The sequence below is a fragment of the Corynebacterium jeikeium genome (genome assembly GCF_028609885.1).
In the GTDB taxonomy this organism is placed as follows: Bacteria; Actinomycetota; Actinomycetes; order Mycobacteriales; family Mycobacteriaceae; genus Corynebacterium; species Corynebacterium jeikeium.
The window spans coordinates 1,191,372-1,213,604 of the sequence record NZ_CP063195.1; the positions used below are offsets into that span (position 1 = coordinate 1,191,372).

At 63.0% G+C, this 22,233-nt stretch carries 21 protein-coding genes; all 21 read right to left on the reverse strand.

Features of this window, described 5'->3' with window-relative positions:
* Positions 1–984, reverse strand: coding sequence for a methionyl-tRNA formyltransferase (gene fmt, locus CJEIK_RS05255; protein WP_005294852.1), 984 nt, complete (start codon positions 982–984; stop codon positions 1–3).
* Complete coding sequence (def, locus tag CJEIK_RS05260; protein ID WP_005294855.1) at positions 981–1,487, reverse strand: peptide deformylase; 507 nt, start codon at positions 1,485–1,487, stop codon at positions 981–983. Before def ends, fmt begins: the two co-directional genes overlap by 4 nt.
* 11 nt (positions 1,488–1,498) lie before the next feature.
* On the reverse strand, positions 1,499–3,562 hold the full coding sequence (locus CJEIK_RS05265) for a primosomal protein N' (RefSeq protein ID WP_034964933.1): 2,064 nt from the start codon (positions 3,560–3,562) through the stop codon (positions 1,499–1,501).
* A 12-nt stretch (positions 3,563–3,574) separates the two neighbouring features.
* A complete protein-coding gene (metK, locus tag CJEIK_RS05270) occupies positions 3,575–4,810 on the reverse strand; it encodes a methionine adenosyltransferase (RefSeq protein ID WP_011273588.1) in 1,236 nt (411 codons plus the stop codon).
* Positions 4,811–4,903: 93 nt separating this feature from the next.
* On the reverse strand, positions 4,904–6,160 hold the full coding sequence (coaBC, locus tag CJEIK_RS05275; protein WP_011273589.1) for a bifunctional phosphopantothenoylcysteine decarboxylase/phosphopantothenate--cysteine ligase CoaBC: 1,257 nt from the start codon (positions 6,158–6,160) through the stop codon (positions 4,904–4,906).
* A 20-nt stretch (positions 6,161–6,180) separates the two neighbouring features.
* Entirely contained in the window at positions 6,181–6,462 is a 282-nt protein-coding gene (gene rpoZ, locus CJEIK_RS05280) for a DNA-directed RNA polymerase subunit omega (RefSeq protein ID WP_011273590.1), read from the reverse strand.
* A 120-nt stretch (positions 6,463–6,582) separates the two neighbouring features.
* Positions 6,583–7,149 carry a guanylate kinase gene (gmk, locus tag CJEIK_RS05285; protein WP_005294868.1) on the reverse strand — a complete coding sequence of 189 codons (567 nt, stop codon included), beginning with the start codon at positions 7,147–7,149 and terminating at the stop codon, positions 6,583–6,585.
* Positions 7,150–7,151: 2 nt separating this feature from the next.
* Positions 7,152–7,472, reverse strand: a complete 321-nt coding sequence (gene mihF / locus CJEIK_RS05290) for an integration host factor, actinobacterial type (protein ID WP_005294871.1) — start codon at positions 7,470–7,472, stop codon at positions 7,152–7,154.
* A 353-nt stretch (positions 7,473–7,825) separates the two neighbouring features.
* Positions 7,826–8,674, reverse strand: a complete 849-nt coding sequence (gene pyrF, locus CJEIK_RS05295; protein WP_005294874.1) for an orotidine-5'-phosphate decarboxylase — start codon at positions 8,672–8,674, stop codon at positions 7,826–7,828.
* Positions 8,671–12,036 carry a carbamoyl-phosphate synthase large subunit gene (carB, locus tag CJEIK_RS05300; protein ID WP_005294876.1) on the reverse strand — a complete coding sequence of 1,122 codons (3,366 nt, stop codon included), beginning with the start codon at positions 12,034–12,036 and terminating at the stop codon, positions 8,671–8,673. Before carB ends, pyrF begins: the two co-directional genes overlap by 4 nt.
* 78 nt (positions 12,037–12,114) lie before the next feature.
* Positions 12,115–13,251 carry a glutamine-hydrolyzing carbamoyl-phosphate synthase small subunit gene (gene carA, locus CJEIK_RS05305; protein WP_005294879.1) on the reverse strand — a complete coding sequence of 379 codons (1,137 nt, stop codon included), beginning with the start codon at positions 13,249–13,251 and terminating at the stop codon, positions 12,115–12,117.
* 68 nt (positions 13,252–13,319) lie between these two features.
* Entirely contained in the window at positions 13,320–14,675 is a 1,356-nt protein-coding gene (locus CJEIK_RS05310) for a dihydroorotase (RefSeq protein WP_034964936.1), read from the reverse strand.
* Between the two features lie 63 nt (positions 14,676–14,738).
* Positions 14,739–15,674: an aspartate carbamoyltransferase catalytic subunit gene (locus CJEIK_RS05315; protein WP_005294884.1), complete on the reverse strand. Its 936-nt coding sequence runs from the start codon at positions 15,672–15,674 to the stop codon at positions 14,739–14,741.
* Between the two features lie 4 nt (positions 15,675–15,678).
* Positions 15,679–16,266, reverse strand: coding sequence for a bifunctional pyr operon transcriptional regulator/uracil phosphoribosyltransferase PyrR (gene pyrR, locus CJEIK_RS05320; protein ID WP_005294887.1), 588 nt, complete (start codon positions 16,264–16,266; stop codon positions 15,679–15,681).
* A gap of 70 nt (positions 16,267–16,336) precedes the next feature.
* On the reverse strand, positions 16,337–16,954 hold the full coding sequence (nusB, locus tag CJEIK_RS05325) for a transcription antitermination factor NusB (protein WP_005294889.1): 618 nt from the start codon (positions 16,952–16,954) through the stop codon (positions 16,337–16,339).
* 21 nt (positions 16,955–16,975) lie between these two features.
* Entirely contained in the window at positions 16,976–17,539 is a 564-nt protein-coding gene (gene efp / locus CJEIK_RS05330) for an elongation factor P (RefSeq protein ID WP_005294892.1), read from the reverse strand.
* Between the two features lie 88 nt (positions 17,540–17,627).
* Entirely contained in the window at positions 17,628–18,704 is a 1,077-nt protein-coding gene (locus CJEIK_RS05335) for a M24 family metallopeptidase (RefSeq protein ID WP_005294894.1), read from the reverse strand.
* A 21-nt stretch (positions 18,705–18,725) separates the two neighbouring features.
* Positions 18,726–19,178, reverse strand: coding sequence for a type II 3-dehydroquinate dehydratase (gene aroQ, locus CJEIK_RS05340; RefSeq protein WP_005294895.1), 453 nt, complete (start codon positions 19,176–19,178; stop codon positions 18,726–18,728).
* A gap of 59 nt (positions 19,179–19,237) precedes the next feature.
* Positions 19,238–20,344: a 3-dehydroquinate synthase gene (aroB, locus tag CJEIK_RS05345; protein ID WP_005294897.1), complete on the reverse strand. Its 1,107-nt coding sequence runs from the start codon at positions 20,342–20,344 to the stop codon at positions 19,238–19,240.
* Between the two features lie 42 nt (positions 20,345–20,386).
* Positions 20,387–20,944, reverse strand: a complete 558-nt coding sequence (locus tag CJEIK_RS05350) for a shikimate kinase (protein ID WP_005294899.1) — start codon at positions 20,942–20,944, stop codon at positions 20,387–20,389.
* Positions 20,941–22,200 carry a chorismate synthase gene (gene aroC / locus CJEIK_RS05355; protein ID WP_034965062.1) on the reverse strand — a complete coding sequence of 420 codons (1,260 nt, stop codon included), beginning with the start codon at positions 22,198–22,200 and terminating at the stop codon, positions 20,941–20,943. The genes CJEIK_RS05350 and aroC overlap by 4 nt, the downstream gene beginning before the upstream one ends.
* Positions 22,201–22,233 lie beyond the last annotated feature (33 nt).

Here is a 22,233-nt window from a genome sequence, read left to right on the forward strand (position 1 = left end):
CTACTCCCCCGTCTCCCGAGCGCTAAACGTCGGGCGGCCAGCCAGTGGCTCCTGCTGCCCGCGCGCCCACGCTGCGGCTTCCATCATCTTCTTGCCCGGCGGCTGGATGCGCGTGATCTCTAGCGGTTCGGTGCCGGTGCCGACGAAAACCTTTTTTGGTGACGCCACCACCTCGCCAGCACCAAGCTCGCCTACCTCCGCAGAATCACTTGGTAGCAGCATGCCGATCTTGTATCGCTGGCCGTCCAGCAGGGTCCACGCACCGGGTGCCGGAGTGTGGGCGCGGACTACCCGCTGAATCACCTCGGCTGGCTGCGACCAATCAATCTGCGCATCAGCAGAGTGAATCTTCGGCGCGTGGGTGGCCTGGGTGTCGTCCTGCGGAGATAGCACAGCATTTCCCTCGTCCATGTCGACAAGAGTATCGGCCAGTAATTCCCGGCCGGCGTAGGTCAGGCTGGCTAGCAGGTCGTCAGCTGTGTCCTCCACGCCGATTGGCTGGCTTAGCTGGGCGGCGACGGGGCCGGTGTCCAGGCCCTGCTCGATACGGAAGATAGAGGCGCCGGTGGCTTCGTCTCCCGCAGCTAGGGCGGCCTGCACGGGCGCGGCGCCACGCCAGCGAGGCAACAACGAGTAGTGCAGGTTTACCCAGCCGTGTTCGAAGACGTCGAGGATGTCGACGGGAATCAGGTTGCCGTAGGCTACGACCGCGGCTGCAGTGACCCCCTCTGCAGCGAGGTCGTTCAGTACGCCGCGGGCCTCGTCACCAGATTCAGAACCAGCCTTGAGGCTCGGCCATTTGTAGGTAGGGATGGCGGCTTCTTCAGCGACCTCCGCGACCTTCGACGGGTGGAGGTTACGACCGCGCCCTCTCTTGGCGTCCGGTTGGGTAATGACCGCAACGACCTCGAGACGTTCGTCAGCGATGAGGTGCTCGAGAGCCACGGCGGCCGGCTCCGGGGTTCCGGCAAAGACGATTTTCACTGTTTAAACCACTCCGATTCGCGGATCTGCTTCATTGCTTCGCGACGCTGTTCAGCTGAAAGGTGCTGGATAAACAATGTGCCGTCCAGGTGGTCGGTTTCGTGCTGCACACAGCGGGCCATAAGGTCCGTGACCTCGCGGTCAACTTGCTCACCGTCGACGGTCACCCCACGCAGGCGCACACGCTGGGCGCGGGTCACGTCTCCGTGGACGTCTGGGATCGAAAGGCACCCCTCGCCGCCGGTTTGGGTCTCATCGCCCACTGCCTCCCAGGTGGGGTTGATCACGTGGCCGCGGTCGCCGTCGCAGTCGAAAACAAAGATGCGACGGGTGATGCCGATCTGGTTGGCAGCCAAGCCCACTCCCCCGTAGTGATCCATGGTTTCTAGCATGTCCTCGACTAGTCGCCGAGTTGCAGCATCTTGAATCTGTTCTGGCTTGACGGGGTCCGCGACGGTTTTGAGCACCGGATCCCCGAAGTAGCGCATGTTAAGCACGGTCATGTTTATCCACCCTATCCGATGCGCACGGGATCCATGACAACCCGCAAGGCCTCCGGCTGGGCCGTGCGAGAGCCCCGGTGAATGGTTCGCACCGACTGGGCGCTGCGCAGCGCCTGGCCGAGGGCGATCCGTTGGTCGGCCGGTACGCGCACAAGCAGCCGCCGCGCGGACTGTCTGGCCTGCGGGTCGTGGGCGTCGATACCCGCAGGCAGGCGCACTCCGGGCGGTAGCTCCACCGGGCCCAGCGTCTCCGCCCCATCCGGCAAGTCCCACGCAGCCTCGAGTGCCTCAATAGCTGAGGTAGTGCCATCGATGGCCGCAACACTAAAGGCGGGTGGGAACGCAGCCTCGGCCCGATGTGCCAACTCCGCGCGCGCGGATCCCACTGGATCCCACCGGATCAGCTGTTGGGCCGTCGGCAGGTTCGCCGCTCCAGCAAATACCACCTTGCCTCCCCGGCTCCGCGGGGCTACAAGAGCGGCGGCCTCCATCCAGTGCCGCAGCGCCGTCTCTGCTGCACGAAGGTCCTGCCTGCCTAGTAGGATCCACGGGTCCACCAAGATTGCGGCACCGTACAAGCCGCCTTCCACGGCGGGTTCTGCACCGGGGGTCGCCACGACGATGCTCTTTCGTGGCCGTACGCTATCCACCACGTGCTTGCCGCCGCTGGCGATGATTGGTACCCCAGGGAACGCCCGTCCCAGTTCTTCCACCGTTCGGTCGTGGCCGATAACCGACAGGCGCACACTGTGGTTGCCGCAGGTTACACACGTGAATAGCCCTGCGGTTTGCCCGCACCACCGGCAGCGCGGTGGAGCCGCCTCGGCGCTCGTGGGCAACTCCAACGGACCATTGCAGTGCCTGCAGCGTGCGGGCGTGCGACATTTCGCACACGCCAGCGCGGGAGCATATCCCCGCCTCGGAACCTGTACTAGCGCTGGCACGTCCTTGTCCACACACTCGCGCAGAGCCTCGAAACCCATGGACGGAATACGCGCCCCGGGCGCATGCAGCTCCCGCTCCGTCGCACTATCGGTTTCCCCCAGACCCCGAATCCACGGCATCGCCTCGTGCGACGCCTCCCGCGTGGGCAGCAGCGGATACACCAGCTTGCTATCCACCCACTGCTGCACCTCGGCCGAGCGGTGCACTCCAGCGATCAAGAGCCCAGCCCCGGTGTGCTGAGCGTGCAGCGCCAGTGCCTCCCGCGCGTGGATGTACGGGGCGCGCGGATCCACCAGGTTGTCATCGGCCTCGCCCACCAGGACCATTAGGCGGGGCGAGACTACTGGCAAGAGCGCTGCAGAGCGAGTGCCCACCACCACGCGCGCCTGGCCCGCGAGTACCGAAAGGTAGCGGCGATAACGCGCATTAGGCCCCACCTGTGCGGTTAGCTCCATCACCTGTGCTGGGTTCATGTGCTGCTTCAACCCCGCCACCAGGCGATCCACAAGGCGTTGGTTAGGGGCCACCACCAACACACTGCCCTGCGTGTTCCAAGCCACGGCAGCGGTAATGGCCGCGATGAGGGTGGGGATGTCGCGGCCTGGGGGCGTCAACAAACAAGCCCGCGCGGCCTTGCCCTCGACGAGCGCCGACAAGTACGCCGCGCCATGAGTGTAGGGCGCCAGAGCCTCCTCGGCGGCGGCATAGGAATCGCTGGCCGCCTGTTCGACCGACTGCAGCTTGGCCCCGAGATCCTCCCACGCCGCTCCATCGGCGAACAACCCCGCGTTCTCCGCCGAGGCGTGGCGGGAGGGAACGACAGAGCGCAGAATGTCCGAACGCACGCCCGCGTAGCGCTCCGCCAGGGTGTTTACAAGATCCCACAAAGGCTTCGGCAGCACCTGGATGGGGCTTATCACGCGCTCCAGCTGCCGTAGCTCGCCGGGGTGGTCGCTTCGGCGGCGGCGCTCAATGACGAAAGCATCGACCAAACGTCCTGAAAAACGAACGCGGACGCGCACACCCGGCTGGGCATGCGCGTCCATGTCTGCGGGCACCGCGTAGTCGAAAAGCCGGTCCAGGTGCGGCACGCCGAGCATCGGCAGTACGCGGGCGACGGGCTGGTCCACGGTGCTTTAAACCTACTGGGACTGCTGGGCGGCGGCGACGGCCTTCTGTAGCGCTTCCACGCGGTCGGTGCGCTCCCACGGCAGGTCCAAGTCGGTGCGGCCGAAGTGGCCATAGGCGCTGGTCTGGGCGTAGATCGGGCGCTTTAGGTCCAGCTCCTGCAGGATCGCGGCAGGGCGCAGGTCGAACACCTGGCGAACGGCAGCCTGGATGGCCTCGACCGGTGCCTTCTCGGTGCCGAAGGTCTCCACGTACAGGCCCACCGGGGTCGCGCGGCCGATGGCGTAGGCCACCTGAACCTCGGCGCGGTCGGCCAGTCCGGCGGCGACGATGTTCTTGGCAACCCAGCGCATGGCGTAGGCGCCGGAGCGGTCCACCTTGCTCGGGTCCTTGCCGGAGAACGCGCCGCCACCGTGGCGAGCCATACCGCCATAGGTGTCGACGATGATCTTGCGGCCGGTCAGGCCGGCATCGCCCATCGGGCCGCCCAGCACGAAAGAGCCGGAGGGGTTCACCAGCAGCGTGTAGTCAGTGTCCGCCAGGTTGCCGCTGAGACCCGCCTCGTCCAGCACGTGCTGGACAACGTGGGTGCGGATCTGCTCGTGCAACCACTCCTGCTCGATGCCTGCGTCGTGCTGCGTGGAGACCACGACGGTATCCAGACGCACCGGGGCGCCTTCCGCGTCGTAGGCGAAGGTCACCTGGGTCTTGCCGTCGGGGCGCAGGTGCGGGACGATGCCCTTCTTGCGCACCTCCGTCAGGCGGCGGGACAGGCGGTGCGCCAGCGCGATGGGCAGCGGCATGTACTCCGGGGTTTCGTTGGTGGCGTAGCCGAACATCAGGCCCTGGTCGCCGGCGCCGAGACGGTCAATCTCGTCCAGCTCCGCGCCACCTTCTGCATCGTGTGAACGGTGCTCAAGAGCGGTATCGACACCCTGGGCGATCTCCTGGGACTGTTCACCGATGGCCACGCTGACACCACAGGTGGAGCCATCGAAGCCCATGTCGGAGCTGTTGAAGCCAATCTCCAGCAAAGTCTTACGCACCAGCGCGGGGATCTCTACGTAAGTAGTGGTGCGGATCTCGCCGACGACGTGCACCAGGCCGGTGGTCACGACGGTCTCAACGGCCACGCGCGCCTCGGGGTCTTTGGCAATTAGTGCGTCGAGGATCTTATCGGAGATCGCGTCGCAGATCTTGTCGGGGTGCCCTTCGGTGACGGACTCGCTGCTAAACAGGCGCAAAGACACGTGGTTGTTCCTTTTTTAGGTTCGAATTGCTGGGGAATGTTGAGTCAATAGACAGATACTAGACCAAGCTGTCTGTATTTGTCACGTAGTTGCCTAGTGAGTTTCGCACACTGCTCTCCAAATGGCTGCAGCGACCCCGGTCTTCGGACCTTCTGGCACCTCGGTGACATCGCCGTTAGGTCGCAGAATCCACCCCGAGCTATCCGGCTGCCCAAAGACTTTGCCCTCGCCCACGGCGTTGCACATCAGCAGGTCGCAGCCCTTCTTCTTAAGCTTTTTACGAGCAAGGTCGAGTGGAGAGTTGTTTTCGTCACCGGTCTCTGCCGCAAAGCCCACGATCTTTGTTGTGGACGCCACGTCTCCCTGCCTCCGCGCCTCAACCACACCCGCGAGGATGTCCGGGTTCTCGGTCAGCTTAATCGTAGACAGGTCGGCCTCCGAGTCCTTCTTCATCTTGGACTCAGCCACTTCTGCCGGCCGGTAATCGGCCACCGCCGCAGCCATGACCACAACGTCGGCAGAAGGGGCGTGTTCCATTACTGCCTGCTGCATTTCGCGGGCAGTCTTCACACGCACCAATTCAGCGCCGATGGGAGTGGGCAGGTTCTCGGTGACACCAGCGACGAGCGTGACTTCAGCGCCCCGCTGGGCGGCAACCTCGGCCAGCGCATAGCCCTGGCGGCCGGAAGATGCGTTGCCGAGATAGCGCACAGGATCCAGCGGCTCGTGCGTGCCGCCGGCGCTAATAACGACTTTCTTGCCCTCTAAGTCACGGGTGAAGGCCTCGCGATCTGCTAGGACGGTAAGTGCCAGTTCGCCGATCTGCTCCGGCTCCGGCAGCCGCCCAGCACCTGTATCCTTGCCGGTCAGTCGCCCGTGGGCGGGGTCTAGCACCGTTAGGCCGTGGCTGCGCAGCGTAGCAACGTTGTCAACGGTCGCCGGGTTCAGCCACATCTCGGTGTGCATCGCTGGAGCGAGCACTACGGGGCACGTGGCAACCAGGCAACTAGCGGTAAGAAGATCATCCGCGCGCCCGTGGGCGATCCGGGCCATCAGGTCCGCAGTGGCTGGGGCAACGACGATCAGGTCGGCCTCCTGCCCCAAACGGACGTGCTGCACCTCGTCCACAGCATCGAACACATCGGTGGCTACCGGCTGCCCCGAGAGCGCCTCAAAGGTCGCGGCACCTACGAAGTTCAGTGCCGAGCGGGTGGGAATCACCCTCACCTGGTGGCCGCGCTCCGTGAAGTAGCGAACCAGGTGGGCGGCCTTATACGCAGCAATGCCGCCCCCTACGCCAATGACGACGCGGAGCGGCTTGGTGTTCAATTCAGCTGATGCAACGTTCACAACGAATCAGCCTAGCTGGTTTAACCCTCGGTGTGTTCCAACAGATCCCGGTTAATCTCGCGCAGAGCGATGGACAGCGGCTTCTCGTGAACGTCCGGAGTCACCAGAGGCCCGACAAACTCGAAAACGCCCTCGTCGACCGTCTGGAAGTAATCGTTGATCTGACGTGCGCGCTTAGCAGCGAAGATAACCAAGGCGTACTTGGAGGAGACCTTCGTCAGCAGCTCATCGATCGGTGGATTGGTGATGCCTACAGGAGGATCGAACACGCTCTCGTTCGCATTCACGTCCTGGTTTTCCACGGTATTCACCTTTTCTTTGGTGGGTTGTTTGATTATTTATTTAGTTCTTTAAAGCGCGGGACTGAAGTGTGCCGCTGAAGCCTTCAGGCAGCATGCGCCTTCTGAGTCTTCTATGACCACTCAGCGAAGAATCTCACTGATTGCTGCCACGGCCTTATCCACGTCGTCGTTCACGACCACGTGGTCGAACTCGGACTGCGAGGCCATCTCAACCTTAGCGGTCTGCAAACGGCGCTCGATGACGTCCTGAGTCTCGGTTCCGCGGCCCGTCAGGCGGTCAACAAGCTCCTCCCACGATGGCGGAGCCAGGAAGACTGTCTGCACCTGAGGCAGCATCTTCTTGACGTTGCGTGCCCCCTCGAGGTCGACCTCGACGAGTACCGGGCGGGAGTCGGCAAGAGCCTTTTCGATAGGTTCGCGCGGTGTGCCGGAAAGCTGTAGCCCTCCGTGGATCTCCGCCCACTCGAGCATCTTGTCAGCTGCGATGTTCTGTTCAAACTGTTCGCGGGTGACGTAAATGTAGTCCTCGCCATCAACCTCGCCAGGTCGCGGGTCGCGGGTGGTCATGGACACACTGAAAAACAGGTCCGGAACATCGGTGCGCAGACGCCGCACGACGGTGGACTTCCCTACCGCCGATGGGCCCGCAAGAACGACGATCCGTCCGCTATTCAGGTCCTGGCTCAAGACTATTCCTCGAAACCGAAGTGCTCCAGCAGGGCGCGGCGCTGGCGGTCACCCAGGCCACGGATGCGGCGGGTCTCGGCGATCTCCAGCTGCTCCATGATCTCCTTGGCCTTTACCTTGCCGACCTTCGGCAGGGAAACCAGCAGGGCGGAGACCTTCATCTTGCCCAGGGTCTCGTCAGTCTCGGCGTCCTTCAGGACCTGCTTCAGGTCGGTGCCGCCACGCTTCAGCTTCTCGCGCAGCTCTGCGCGTGCCTTGCGTGCCTCTGCCGCCTTCTTCAGCGCTGCTGCGCGCTGCTCATCGGTCAACTGGGGAAGTGCCACGGGTGCCTCCGTTAATTTTTCTCTCGTCTTAAAGGATGGAAAGTTTTCTGGTCTATAACCAGCATGCTGTAGAGACCAAACGGTATTCCAAGCAACGCTGGATATTAAATCGTCTCGGATAAAAATGCCAAGCTGACACACCGAGATTCATCTATTCAGACCCATGTTTTCGTCTACTGTACACGCTGCACCTTAACTGCCATATGTGCAGGCGGGGCGCTACGCGAGCAGGTTTCAAACAATGAGTATCAGTGTAACACCTGAATCCATGAAGAACAGCAAAAGCCCCTGCTGATGGCCGGTTGTGGTCATCAATACAGGGGACTCGGAGCCGTACCTTCGAAGCGGTACCGCTAAAGCCGCAGAGTTGCAGCCTGCTCGGCCACGGCGTTTCGCAGGTCTGCGGGGTTAGGCCCTGCGCGCAAAACTCCGCGAGACACGTTGGGCGAGACTAATGACGCCGTCTGGTCTCCCCCGGCGATACGTAGAACATCGTCCATGGTGCCTCCCTGCGCGCCGACCCCCGGCATCAGAACCATACCGCCCACCTGGTCCAGGCGCGGAGGCTCGGCCAGCGTGGCGCCGACCACGACCCCGAGGTTTCCAGCGCCGGAATGCTGAGCGTTTTCTGCCGCCACGCGGTCCACGATGTATTGGGCTAGGTTCGTGTCGGTGTCGTCGAAGAAGGAGCGTTGGAGGCTCCGCGCCTCTGGATTAGAGGTAGCAGCCAGCACGATCACTCCCCTGCCGTACCGTTCTCCTAGGTCGATGACGGGGCGCAAAGAGTCGAAGCCCAACCACGGGGATACGGTCACTGCATCGCTGCACAGTGGAGATTCCGGATCCAACCACGCCCGCGCGTATCCGGCCATGGTCGAGCCGATGTCGCCCCGTTTGGCGTCGGCGATAACCAACACCCCAGCCTTCCGCAGCTCCGAAATCGATCGCTCCAGCACGGCCAAGCCGGCTGAGCCGAACTGCTCGTAGAAGGCCACCTGGGGCTTGACCACGCAGGCGACGTCCGCGAAAGCCTCCACACAGGTCTTGCTGAATTCCTCCAGCCCGGCGACATCGGCCTTCAGCCCCCAGGCCTCCAGGATGCCCACGTGCGGGTCCATACCTACGCAGAGCTGCCCGAACTCCTCGGAACGCTCCAAAAAGCGTTGCCCGAAGGTTGGGAGGCCCGTCGGACGAGCGGTCACGAGTGGTCGACCTCCTGGATAGCGCGAACGGTCGGCTCGGCACCCTGCAGGGCCTCGATGCCCTGCACGGCTGCCACGGCTCCCTGGACGGTAGTCACGCACGGAACACCCATGTTCACCGCAGCGGAGCGGATGTCGTAACCATCGTGACGCGCTCCGGCGGAGCCAGCCGGCGTGTTCAGGATCAGGTCGACGTCGCCGTCCTTGATCCAGTCGCCCACGGTGCGCAGTGGCTCGCCGTTGGTATCAACCAGCGGGGTGTTCTCCGCGGCGGCGCGGCGCTCGTCGGAAATCTTTGCCACAACCTCGCACTCCACGCCGTTGCGGCGCAGCATGGCGGCGGTGCCCTGGGTGGCCAGGATCTTAAAGCCCAGCGAGTACAGGCGCTGGATAGGCAGGATCAAAGTGCGCTTATCGCGGTTGGCTACTGAGACGAAGACGGTGCCCTCGGTCGGCAGGTCGCCGGTGGCTTCCTGGGACTTTGCGAAGGCGGTGCCGAAGTCGTCGTCCAGGCCCATGACCTCACCGGTGGACTTCATCTCCGGGCTCAGCAGGGAGTCCAGCACGTGGCCCTCCGGGCTGCGGAAGCGGTTGAAGGGCATAACGGCCTCCTTCACAGCGATCGGGTGGCCCTGCGGCAGGGAGCCGCCGTCGCGGTCGTGCGGCAGGATGCCCTCCTCGATCAAGTCCGGGATGCTGGTGCCCAGCATGATGCGTGCGGCGGCCTTGGATAGCTGCACGCCCGTGGCCTTAGAGACGAAGGGCACGGTGCGGGAGGCGCGCGGGTTGGCCTCGATGACGTAGAGGATGTCGTCCTTCAGTGCGAACTGAACATTCATCAGACCCTTCACGCCGATGCCGTGAGCCAGCTTGGCGGTGGCCTTGCGCACCTTGTCGATGTCCTCCGCGCCCAGGGTCATCGGCGGGATCGCACAGGCGGAGTCGCCGGAGTGGATGCCGGCCTCCTCGATGTGCTCCATCACGCCGGCCAGGTACACGTGCTCGCCGTCGCACAGTGCATCCACGTCGATCTCGATTGCGGAGTCCAGGAAGCGGTCCACCAGAACCGGGTGGTCGTTGGTGATCTCAGTGGCGCGCTGGATGTAGTTGGACAGGCTCTCGTCGTCGTAGACGATCTCCATGCCACGTCCGCCCAGCACGTAGGACGGGCGAACCAGCACCGGGAAGCCGATGCGGGCGGCCACGTCGTGTGCCTCCTCGACGCTGGTGGCGGTGCCGAACTCCGGCGCCGGCAGGGCGGCCTGCTCCAGCACCTTGCCGAACTCGCCACGATCCTCGGCCAGGTTGATGGCCTCCGGGGAGGTGCCAACGACCGGTACACCAGCATTCGCCAGGCGCTGCGCCAGGCCCAGCGGGGTCTGGCCGCCCAGTTGCACGATCACGCCTGCGATCTCGCCGGACTCCGCCTCCGCGTGGTAGACCTCCATGACGTCTTCGAAGGTCAGCGGCTCGAAGTACAGGCGGTCGGCGGTGTCGTAGTCAGTGGAGACGGTCTCCGGGTTGCAGTTCACCATGACGGTCTCGTAGCCCACGCGGGACAGCTCCAGGGCTGCGTGCACGCACGAGTAATCAAACTCGATGCCCTGGCCAATGCGGTTCGGGCCGGAGCCCAGAATCAGCACCTTCTTCTTGTCGGGCTGCGGGGCAACCTCGGACTCGGCAGCCGGGTCCAGCTCATAGGAGCTGTAGTGGTACGGGGTCTTAGCTTCGAACTCGGCGGCGCAAGTGTCCACGGTCTTGAATACAGGGCGGATGCCTTGTGCCCAGCGCAGGGCGCGCACGCCGTCCTCACCTGCAAGCTCCGGGCGCAGCGCTGCAATCTGCTTATCCGACAGACCCATGTACTTTGCTTCGCGGAGAAGGTCGACGTCCAAGACTGGGGCGTCAATAAGCCGGCTACGGAACTCCACCAGACCGGCGAGCTCGTGCAGGAACCAGGGGTCAATGCCGGAGGCCGCGTAGACCTCCTCGACGGTGGCACCGAGGCGCAGAGCCAGCTCCACGTCGTACATGCGGCCCTCGGTCGGGCGCTTCAGATCCTCCAACACAGCCTGCTTGTCGGTGGCGCGCTCGCCTGCGAAATCCTCGTCCGGAAGCGTCCAGAAGCCGGCCTGCTTGGTCTCCAAGGAACGCATGACCTTGTTCAGACCCGTGATGTAGTTGCGGCCGACCGCCATGGCTTCACCGACGGACTTCATAGTGGTGGTGAGCGTGTCATCGGCGCCGGGAAACTTCTCGAAGGCAAAGCGCGGAGCCTTGACGATCACGTAGTCAAGAGTCGGCTCGAAAGCGGCCGGGGTGACCTCGGTGATGTCGTTGCGGACCTCGTCCAGGGTGTAGCCGATGGCCAGCTTGGCGGCCAGCTTCGCGATTGGGAAGCCAGTGGCCTTGGAAGCCAGGGCGGAGGAACGGGACACGCGTGGGTTCATCTCGATGGTGATGATGCGTCCGTCCTTCGGGTTGACGGCGAACTGGATGTTGCAACCGCCGGTATCCACGCCGACCTCGCGCAGGATGGCGATGCCCTGGTCTCGCATCACCTGGTACTCGCGGTCGGTTAGGGTCATGCTCGGGGCGACCGTCATGGAGTCGCCGGTGTGCACGCCCAGCGCGTCGACGTTCTCGATGGAACAGACAACCACGACGTTATCCTTGCCGTCGCGCATCAACTCCAGTTCGAACTCCTTCCAGCCGAGGATGGACTCCTCGATCAGAACGTTGGCTTCCGGCGAGGCAGCCAGGCCACCGCCGGCGATGCGCTCCAGATCCTTCTCGTTGAAGGCCAGGCCGGAGCCCAGTCCACCCATGGTGAACGACGGGCGCACAACGACTGGCAGCCCCAGCTCGGCGACAGTCTCATGCACTTCCTCCATGTTGTGGCACACGCGGGAGCGGGCGGAATCGCCACCGATCCTCGCCACAATGTCCTTGAACTTCTGGCGATCCTCACCGCGCTCGATGGCGTCGATGTCCGCACCAATCAGCTCCACCCCGTACTTTTCGAGGATGCCCAGGCGGTCCAGCTGGATCGCAGCGTTCAGAGCGGTCTGGCCACCAAGAGTTGCTAGGACCGCGTCCACCTTGTGGCCGGCTTCCTGCTGCTCCTGGAAGATCTTCTCGATGTACTTCGGCGAGATCGGCTCGATGTAGGTGTTGTCGGCGAACTCCGGGTCGGTCATGATTGTCGCCGGGTTGGAGTTGATCAGCGTAACGCGCAGGCCCTCTTCCTTCAGGACTCGGCAGGCCTGAGTACCAGAGTAGTCGAACTCGCAGGCCTGGCCGATGACGATCGGGCCGGAGCCGATGACGAGTACGTGGTTGATGTCTTCGCGACGTGGCATTGGTTTTCCCTTTAATCCGATATTGCTGGCTGTTGCTTAACTTGGCTCTGTTGCTGTGCGTTGCTTTGCTCTGCTGCGTTAGCTGTTCTTCTCGAGGTTCGCGAAAAACTTATCGAACAGCGGGTTTGCGTCGTGCGGGCCGGCTGCCGATTCCGGGTGGTATTGGACGGAGAATGCGCTGCCGTCCAGCAGTGCCACGCCCTCGACAACATCGTCGTTCAGGCAGGTGTGCGTCACCTGCGCTTCGCCGAACGGGGTGTCGAACTTTTCCAGCGCCTTACCCTTCAGGGCGAAGCCGTGGTTCTGCGCGGTGATGTCGATCCGGCCGGTCTGGTGATCCAGGACCGGCACATTGGTGCCACGGTGGCCGAACTTCAGCTTGTAGGTCTCCATGCCCAACGCGCGGCCTAGCAGCTGGTTGCCGAAGCAGATGCCGAAGAATGGAATCTTGGCTTCCAGGATCTTCTTCAGTTCTTCCACCGTCGCGTCGGCCGTCGCCGGGTCGCCCGGACCGTTGGAGATGAATACGCCGGTGGCGTTGTACTCGTCCATCAGCTTCTGCACTTCTTCGAAAGTGGTGTTGGAGGGCACGACCACGGTGCGCACGCCGCGCTTAGAGAATTCGCGCGGGGTATTCGTCTTGATACCCATGTCATAGGCGATGACGGTGTACCTGGTTTCCCCTTCCGCTTCCACCACGTACAGTTCGTCGGTGCTGACGTCGGCGGATAGATCCGCACCTGCCATGGACGGCTGGGCTTTAACCTGGCTGATCATGTCCTCGTCGGAGCTGAGGGCGTCACCACTAAAGATGCCTGCGGCGACGGAGCCCTTGTCACGCAGGTGACGCACGATGGCGCGGGTGTCGACGCTCTGGATGCCGATGATGCCCTGGGCTTCCATCTCATCCGGCAGGCTGCGGTTGGCCCGCCAGTTGCTCACGGAGCGGGACAGGTCGCGGATAACCAGGCCGGCGACCCAGATCTTGTCGCCGCGGGACTCAGAATCCTCGTCGTTCCAGCCTGTGTTGCCGATCTGCGGGGCGGTCGCCACCACGATCTGGCGGTGGTAAGAGGGGTCCGTCATGGTCTCCTGGTAGCCGGTCATGGCCGTGGTGAACACCGCCTCGCCCAGGGTGCGACCCGTCGCGCCGAATGCGCGGCCGCGGAAGATCTTTCCGTCGGCGAGAACCAGTGCTGCTGGCGTGTAGCTCATTGTGCTTGTTTCCTTAACTCTTCGCTGTTGTGTTTGGTTCTTTTTTAGTGACGCCCACTCGTGGGTGCTTAGTTCACCGCTGAGCCGTTCTTACAGGTCACCTTGCCTCGCAACAGTGTGGTGGTCACCTTGACCGGCATCTCCATACCCTCGTACGGGGTGTTATTGGCCTTGGAGGCCATGTCATGGCCGTGCGCCGTCCACCTTTGGTTCACGTCCACCGCGCACAGGTTCGCCGGCTCCCCTACCGCGATCGGGCGACCGTGGCCGGGCAACTTGGTGATCTCCGCCGGGCGCTCGGACATCACCTTGGCAACGAAGCGCCAGTCCTCGTCGCCGTCGAGGACGAAGATCTTGGCGATCAGCGCCAGCGAGGTCTCAATTCCCAGCATGCCGGGGCGGGCCTGGTCGAACTCGCAGCACTTGTCTTCGGAACCGTGCGGGGCGTGGTCGGTGGCTACACAATCGACGGTGCCCTCTTTAAGGGCAGCGCGCAGGGCCTCCACGTCGCGCTGTTCGCGCAGCGGCGGGTTCACGCGGTTCACACCGTCGTAGGTTTCCAGACGCGCGTCGGTGAGCAACAAGTGGTGCGGGGTGACTTCCGCGGAAATCGGAATGTCCTGAGACTTCGCCCAGCGCAGAAGCTCCACTGTGCCTTCAGTGGAGGCGTGGCAGATGTGCAGGCGGCCACCGTAGTCGCGGGCCATGATGGCATCCCGGGCGACGATGGACTCCTCGGCCACACGCGGCCAGCCGCCCAGGCCCAGGCGGGCGGCGGTCTCACCCTCGTGAGCCACAGCGCCCTCCGTCAGGCGTGGCTCTTCGCAGTGCTGAGCCAGCAGCACGTCCATGCCCTTGGAGTATTCGATGGCGCGACGCATTAGGCGGGGGTCGTCTACGCACTTGCCGTCGTCGGAGAACATGCGCACCTTTGCGTCAGAATCCGCCATCATGCCGAACTCCGTGAGCTCCTTGCCCTCCAGCCCCTTGGAGATCGAGCCGACTGGGTGCACGTCACACAGATTCGTGTTCTGGCCCTTGTACCACACCATTTCCGCGATGGCGGGGTTGTCGGTGACGGGTGCAGTGTTCGCCATAGTGAACACTGCCGTGAAGCCGCCCTGGGCGGCAGCCGCGGAGCCGGTGGCAATAGTCTCGGTATCCTCGCGGCCCGGCTCGCGCAGGTGAACGTGCATGTCCACCAGGCCCGGCAGTAGCACCTGGCCGTCCAGGTCCAGCACCTGCGCGCCCTGAGGAGCGGAGCTGACCAGATCCGTGCCGATCTCAGCGATCACACCGTCCTGGATCAGCATGTCCTGCTTCTCTCCCTCGCCGTAGAGCAGCACGCCGCGCAGCAGCACTGCGTTCTCCTCGCCAGTGGGGTGGCCTGCAAGCTCGCCGGTAGCCGGATACTCGGAGGTCATCGTCAAAGCTCCTTTTTCGAAAGTCTTTTTGTCTGTCTGTGCCGGTGTCTGTGCCATGTGTGCCTAGCCCTCTTCCCCAACCAGCAGGGTGAACAACACTGCCATGCGCACGTGCACACCCGCGGTGACCTGGTTCAGCACCACGGTCTGCGGGGCGTCCGCAACGTCGTAGTTGATCTCCATGCCGCGCAGCATCGGGCCCGGGTGCATGATGATCGCGTCGTCCTTCATACGCTCCGCGCGTGCCTGAGAAAGGCCGTAGCGGGTGGCGTACTCGCGGTGCGAAGGAAAGAATCCACCGTGCATGCGTTCGGCCTGCACACGCAACATCATCACGACATCCGCGTCGGCGATCTCGCTGTCGAAGTCGTAGCTGACGCGCACGCTATCCGGCTCAGCGCCCCAGTGCTCGATACCCAGCGGCACCAGCGTAGGGGGCGCCACGAAGACCACTTCCGCGCCGAGGGAGGTGAGCAGCTGCGCATTCGAGCGGGCCACGCGGGAGTGCAGGATATCCCCGACGATCACTACCTTCTTGCCGCTAATCTCCCCGATGCGGTTGCGCATCGTGGTGGCGTCCAAAAGAGCCTGGGTGGGGTGCTGGTTGGAACCGTCACCTGCGTTGATGATGGCCGTGTCCTCCAACCAACCGGCCACCTGCCGGGCCGCGCCGGAAGACGGATGGCGCATGATAATCGCGTCTGCACCCACCGCCTTCAGGGTCAGCGCAGTATCTCGCAGGGACTCGCCCTTCTTCACCGAAGAACTGGAAGCGGAGATGTTAATGACGTCCGCGCTCATCCACTTGCCCGCGGTCTCGAAGGAAGAGCGCGTGCGGGTGGAGTTCTCATAGAAAAGGGTGAAGATCGTGCGGCCTCGCAGTGTAGGCAGCTTCTTCATCTCGCGGCCATCGAGGGCTTCGGCGAAGCGATCGGCCTCATCCATCAGGCCTAAGATCTCGGACTTGTTCAGATCGGAAATGCTAATCAGGTGCTTCATGGCTTTAGTTGCTCCCTTCCCCAGCTGCTGGCCTGCGGGTCAGCACCACGTTGTCTACGCCGTCCAGCTCCGCGAGGTTCACGGCTACATCCTCGTCCGCAGCGGTCGGAATATTCTTACCCACGTAGTCCGCACGGATTGGCAGTTTGCGGTGTCCGCGGTCGATCAGCACCGCGACCTGCACGGCGTACGGACGGCCGATATCCGTAAGTGCGTCGAGTGCTGCGCGGATTGAACGGCCGCTGTAGAGCACGTCGTCGACCAAAACCACGACGGCGCCATCGATCCCCTCCGCGGGTACCTTGGTGGGCTTGAGCGCTCGGTGGGCGGTGTTTCGCAAATCGTCGCGATACAGGGTGATGTCCAGGGAACCCTGGAATACTTCAACCCCCGTGAAATGCTGAATTTTTTCGGCCAGGCGGGCCGCAAGCGGCACTCCCCCCGATGGAATGCCGAGTAAAACTACGCGCCGGGAGTCTTCACCATCCAGCGCCGTTTTTTCAATAATCTGGTGCGCGATGCGCGCGACAGTACGGGAAACTTGATCTGCGTCGAGTAGGGTGACGTCAGCTTCTCCAGCCGTCGAGTTCATCGTGACCTCCTTTCCCGCCTCTCTGTGCGGTCCGTTAAAGGATGTCTACTTTTTGACGACTAGAAGTCTATCACGCTTCGTCGGACTCTTGAACGACTCCGTCGAGCAGTCCGTCCAACTCGTCGGACTCAGCTTGCCCGGGCTGCTCAGCTTGCTCGGCTTGCTCAGCCCGCTTAGCGGCAGACGCGTCGGCGATCTTCAAATCTGCCTGCAGCTGCAGGTCCTTATTGATGCCATCCAGCACCGCGTGGATATAGCTAGGTGCCTTGTCGTGGGAGTATTCGCTGGCCAGCTCTACCCCCTCGACCACGGCCACTTGCGGCGGCACGTCATCGTTGAACTTCAGCTCCCACGCCGCCACGCGCAGCACCGCGCGGTCGACTGCGGGTAGACGATCCAGCTGCCAATCGCTGGACAGGTGCAGCGCAATGGCCTCGTCGAGCGCATCCAGGTTGGTAGCCACGCCGGGCACGATCTGTTGGGTGTACTCCGGCACGGGCTTGACCTGGTTTGCCGAGTCCTTAGCCAGGGAAATGCGCTCCTCGACGATCTCCACCGGGTCGATATCGCGGAACTCTGCCTCGAACAAGATGTCCACGGCGCGACGACGCGCCTTGTAGCGCGAGCCGTGGCGCTTGAAGGAAGCGGCCTTAGCTGCTTTGTTATCAGCTGTGCGTTCTTCAGTCATGGGTGAAAAACAGTCGCTGCCTTAGTTGTTTACACGGGACAGGTATTCGCCGGTGCGGGTGTCCACCTTAACGACGTTGCCGGTCTCGAGGAACAGCGGCACCTGAATCTCCGCGCCGGTCTCCAGGGTGGCCGGCTTGGAGCCGCCGGTGGAACGGTCGCCCTGCAGGCCCGGGTCGGTGTGCTCGATCTTCAGCTCCACGGATACCGGCAGCTCGGCGAACAGTGGCTCGCCCTCGTGGAAGGAAACCTGGACGCTGGTGTTCTCCAGCAGGAACTTAGCACCGTCGCCCATCAGGTGCGGGGCCAGCTCGATCTGGTCGTAGGTCTTCTCATCCATCAGAACGAAGCTGGTGCCATCGTTGTACAGGTAGGTCATGTCGCGACGGTCAACGGTAGCGGTCTCCACCTTGACGCCTGCGTTCCAGGTCTTGTCGATGGTCTTGCCGGAGACGACATCCTTGAGCTTCGTGCGCACGAATGCGGGGCCCTTGCCCGGCTTGACGTGCTGGAATTCGACGATCTGCTGCAGCTTGCCATCAACCTTGAGCACAAGGCCGTTCTTGAAGTCAGCGGTGGTTGCCACGAATGGTCTCCTTATTGAGATTGCGATTGAGATTGCAATTGCGAGTATAAAAAATTTTTGGCTGCTACAGTCTAGCAGCCGGCCAAATCTAAACGACGATCAGTTCCGTCGGCGAGGCGTTGAAGCTACGCGCTCCGTCGGCGGTAATGACGTAGGTGTTTTCGATGCGCAGACCCGTCTTACCAGGGATGTAGATGCCCGGCTCGACCGTCACGGTCATGCCTTCTACTAGCTCTTTTTCAGGATTGACGCCCGCCGCTGCCCGCGGGGCCTCATGCACGTCGAGGCCTACGCCATGCCCCGTGGAGTGCACGAAAAACTCACCATAGCCAGCCTCGGTGATCACGTCGCGGCAGGCGGCATCCACGTTGCAGAGCGCCACTCCCGGGGCCAAGATCGCCTCGCCGGCTTTCTGAGCGCGGTAGACCACGTCATAGAGTTCGCGGGAAAGCTCGTCGGGCTCCCCCACGCACACAGTGCGGGTCTGGTCGGACGCGTATCCGTCCAGGTATACGCCGAAGTCCACGGTCACGAGTCCGGGGACAATCGTTTCGCGGGAAACACCCGCGTGCGGTTTGGTGGCATTTAAACCGCTGGCCAGAATCGTCTCGAAGCTCAGCCCATCGGCTCCCGCGGTGCGCAGCTGGAACTCCAGCTCCGCTGCCGCCTGGATCTCTGTAATACCCTCGCGGATACCGTTGTCCTCGATGAATGAGCGCCACACGCTATCGGCTAGTTCACCTGCGGCGGCCAAGGCCTCGATCTCCAGCTCGTCTTTAACCAAGCGTAGATCCTCCACCACCGAGTCCAGTACTGGCGGGTTGCCCAGCGTTCGGGCCTGGCCATATTCCAAGCCGGGTTCCACGGCGAAGTCCTTCCCCGCAAACTCGGCTGCGCGGTCGAACAGCTTTCCGCCGATCTCGATTGTGATGTCTTCCGGCTCGCCGGTCTCCAGGCGGATCTGGGTATCGTAGCGACCGTCGGTCAGCAGGAGGTGCTGGCCGTCTTCGCGAACCACCATAAGCGCGTTGGAACCAGAGAAACCGGTCAGATAGCGGACGTTCTTCAGGTCACTGATCAACAAGGCTGCGTGTGCCGAGGCCTGGATCTTTGCTGTCGCCTTGTTACGGCGGGTGCGGTAGGCGTCAAAAAACTTTTCAGACATGTACTCTCCTTACGGCAGTTTCTACTGTGCGAAGAACCGCAGGGCGGCGACGTAACCGTAGATCCCCAGTCCGGCAATCACGCCGCTGGCCAGAGGGCTTAGGAAACTGTGATGGCGGAATTCCTCGCGGGCGTGCACGTTCGAGATATGTACCTCTACAAAACCCGCACCGTCGGCAATCTCGGCCAACGCGTCGCGCAGTGCGACGGATGTGTGGGTAAAACCACCCGGGTTGATGATTACTGCAGCCCCGTCGTCGGCGGCACGGTGCACACGCTCCAGCAACTCCCCTTCGTGATTGGACTGGAAGAAGTCGATTTCGATGCCCAAGGAGGCCGCCTCGCGGGCCAGGAGATCCTCCACGTCGGCCAGCGTCGTGGTGCCGTAGACCTCCGGCTGGCGCTTACCCAGGCGGTTGAGGTTCGGGCCGTTAATCACGCACACCTTCGGCGCCTCGTGCTGTGCTGCATTCATCGCTGTCTCCTCCTAGTTAGGTATCGCAGGTTAGATATCGCAGGTTAGGCGTCGCCCCGTTAAGCTTCCACGCTAGCGGCGTACGCCGCGCGCAGCAGCTCCTCGCTAGGCCCTTCCAGACGGGTGGGCTTGCCGATCTGCTCAAGCACCACGAAGCGGATCTTCCCGCCCTTGTTTTTCTTGTCGCGGCCCATCGCCGCCAGCAGCTCGTCCAACTCAGCGCCGTCGTAGCTGGTCGCCAAGCCTACAGAATTAAGGATATCGCGGTGACGCCGAACGTCCGCCTCGCTCAAAAGCCCAGCTGCCTTGGCCAGTTCCGCCTCGAAAATCATGCCCACAGCCACCGCCTGGCCATGGCGCCAGCGGTAGTTCTCGTAATGCTCAACCGCGTGGCCGTAAGTGTGACCGTAGTTAAGGATCTCGCGCAGGCTGGATTCCTTCAGATCTACCGCCACCACATCAGCCTTCACCTGAATTGCGCGGGCGATCAATTCCGGCAGGCTGCCGTGCGGGTCCAGTGCCGCCTGAGGATCTGCTTCGTAGATGTCCAAGATCTCGGTATCGGCAATGAAGCCGGCTTTAACAATCTCCGCCGAACCGGCGATCATCTCGGCTTCCGGCAGCGTCTCCAAAACCTCCAGGTCAACAATGACCGCGCTAGGCTCGTGGAAAGACCCGACCAGGTTCTTGCCAGCGGGCGTGTTGATGCCGGTCTTGCCACCGACCGCAGCGTCCACCATGGCCAGCAAGGTGGTGGGATAATGTACTACCTTAATGCCGCGCATCCAGGTGGCAGCGATGAAGCCAGCGAGGTCGGTAGCGGCGCCGCCGCCCAAACCGATGATCGTATCGGCGCGGGTCAGGCCAACTTGTGCACAGACATCCCAGCACTCGGCGGCGGACTGGGCAGTTTTCGCCGATTCGGCGTCATCGATCTGGTGGGTGTGTGCGGCATAGCCGGCCGCGGAAAGGCGCTTGGACAGCTCGGCAGCACGGTCTGCTAGGGCGGGCTGGTGAATGATCAGGTAGTTGGCGGTAGCACCTGCGGCCTTCAGGATCTCTTCAGTAGCAAAGTCAATGCCCCGGTCAATGACCACCTCGTAGGGCGACTGGGAGGCAACCCTAATGCGTTGCTGCTTGAAGTCTGCGGAATGTGAGTTGGTCATGGTGAGAGAATCCTTAGTTGAGTTCTGACTGTTAGCGCGGGACTACTGGGGCCGGATCTGGTGGGATGCGTCGCGCTCGGTGAGGCGTTCCAGGCGCACCTCTTCGATGAAAGACAGTATGTCGGTAACCACACGGCGGGGCTCCTTGCCGTCGCAGCGCACCATGAAGTTGGAAACTTCCTCGTAGAACGCAGAGCGCTGCGCGAAAAGCTGCGCGTACTTGCCACGCGGGTCAGCTACGTTCAGCAGCGGGCGGGTGTTCGATCCGGACGTGCGCCGTACGCCCTCATCGATGGAAACGTTGAGGTACACCACCGTGTGCTCAGCGAGTAATTCCCGAGTGCTTTCGGTCACCACTGCCCCGCCGCCGAGGGAGACGATCCCGTCAGTCTGCAGTGCTTCTGCCACTACGATGGCCTCCTGCTCGCGGAAAGCTGGCTCCCCGAGCTCGCCCATGATTTGGTTGCAGGTTTTACCGAGCTTTTTCTCGAGCATGTGGTCGGTATCCACGAGCTGCAGGTTCAGCGCATTGGCCAAACGCTTACCGATGGTTGTCTTCCCGGAGCCAGGGAGCCCCACCAGCACGGCGCGAGGGCTCATCGGATTTCTCCGTCCGCCACTTCCCCGTCGGCCACGTCGTTGGCCTCAGCGGACCAGTCGAGGCGGGTATCTACGTACTCCAGGTAGGACTGCACGTTGCGCTTGGTTTCCTCCACGGAGTCGCCACCGAACTTCTTCAACACGGCACGGGCCAGTACCAGGGCGACCATGGTTTCGGCCACCACGCCGGCAGCCGGCACGGCGCACACGTCGGAACGTTGGTGAATGCCCGTAGCGGCCTCACCGGTAGCCATGTCCACGGTCTTCAGTGCGCGCGGGACTGTGCTGATCGGCTTCATGGCGGCGCGGACGCGCAGCTCCTCGCCGTTGGTCATGCCGCCTTCCAGTCCACCTGCGCGGTTGCTCAGGCGGTGTACGCCACCGTCGGCAGCCGCCTCCATCTCGTCATGAGCCTCGGAGCCGCGGCGGCGAGCTTCCTCGAAGCCATCGCCGATCTCCACGCCCTTGATCGCCTGAATGCCCATGAGGGCGGCGGCCAGTTGGGCATCCAGGCGCTCGTCGCCGGAGACGTGGGAGCCCAGGCCGATCGGCAGGCCCTTAACTACGACCTCGACGATGCCGCCGAGGGTATCGCCGGACTTCTTCGCGGCCTTGATTTCGTCGATCATGGACTCTTCCGCTGCGGAATCGAAGGCGCGCACCGGCGAGGCGTCGATGCCTTCCAGATCGCTAAATTCCGGGCTCGGTCCCTCATAGGGCTCCGAGCGGCCGATACTGATGACGTGCGAGAGCACCTCCACACCCAGCACCTCGCGCAGCAGGGCGCGAGCAAAAGTTCCGGCGGCCACGCGGGCGGCGGTCTCGCGGGCAGAGGAACGCTCCAGAATCGGGCGTGCCTCATCGTGGTCGTACTTCACCATGCCAGAGAAATCGGCGTGGCCGGGTCGCGGACGGGTCAGCTTCGCACCGCGGCCGCTGGCCATCTCTTTGGCAACCTCCGGATCCGACTCGTCGATCGGGTCGGCGGACATGATCGTGGTCCACTTCGGCCACTCGGTGTTGCCGATCATCACAGCCACCGGGCTGCCGAGGGTCTTGCCGTGGCGCACGCCGCCGACGAAGGTCACTTCGTCGGCCTCGAACTTCATACGCGCCCCGCGACCATAGCCCAGACGGCGGCGAGCCAGCTGATAAGAAACGTCTTCCCGAGTTACCGACAAACCGGCCGGGAGGTTCTCGATCATCGAAATGAGGGCCTGGCCGTGCGATTCACCTGCAGTAGTCCAACGAAGCATAAAGAGCATGATACAGGCCAAATGCAGCCTGAG